Origin of the sequence: Streptomyces sp. P17, assembly GCF_032436805.1 — a bacterium.
Taxonomy (GTDB): Bacteria; Actinomycetota; Actinomycetes; order Streptomycetales; family Streptomycetaceae; genus Streptomyces.
The window spans coordinates 1-249 of the sequence record NZ_JAVRBF010001256.1 but is presented as its reverse complement, the minus strand read 5'-3'; the positions used below and the strand labels follow the sequence as shown (position 1 = coordinate 249).

Here is a 249-nt window from a genome sequence, read left to right as displayed (position 1 = left end):
GCACGAGATCGACTACGTTAGGCCGTTGGTGCACCGGCACGCGCCGGTCACCATCGAGTCGTTGGTCACGAAGATAGGCGCGGCGTCGCTGACGATCGCGTACGAGATCAAGGACCCGGAGGTCACGTACGTACGGGCCGCCACGGTCGTCGTCCCCTTCGATCTGGAGGCCCAGCGTCCGCGCCGGATCTCCGCCGAGGAGCGGTCGTACCTGGAGGAGTACATGGACGACGGGATGACAGCCGTCGC

Annotated in this window: 1 protein-coding gene; it reads left to right on the top strand. The window is 66.3% G+C overall.

Annotated elements, in window-relative coordinates; genetic code table 11:
• On the top strand, window positions 1–249 hold a 249-nt coding region (locus RMT89_RS44605; protein ID WP_315889465.1), incomplete at both ends, for a hotdog domain-containing protein.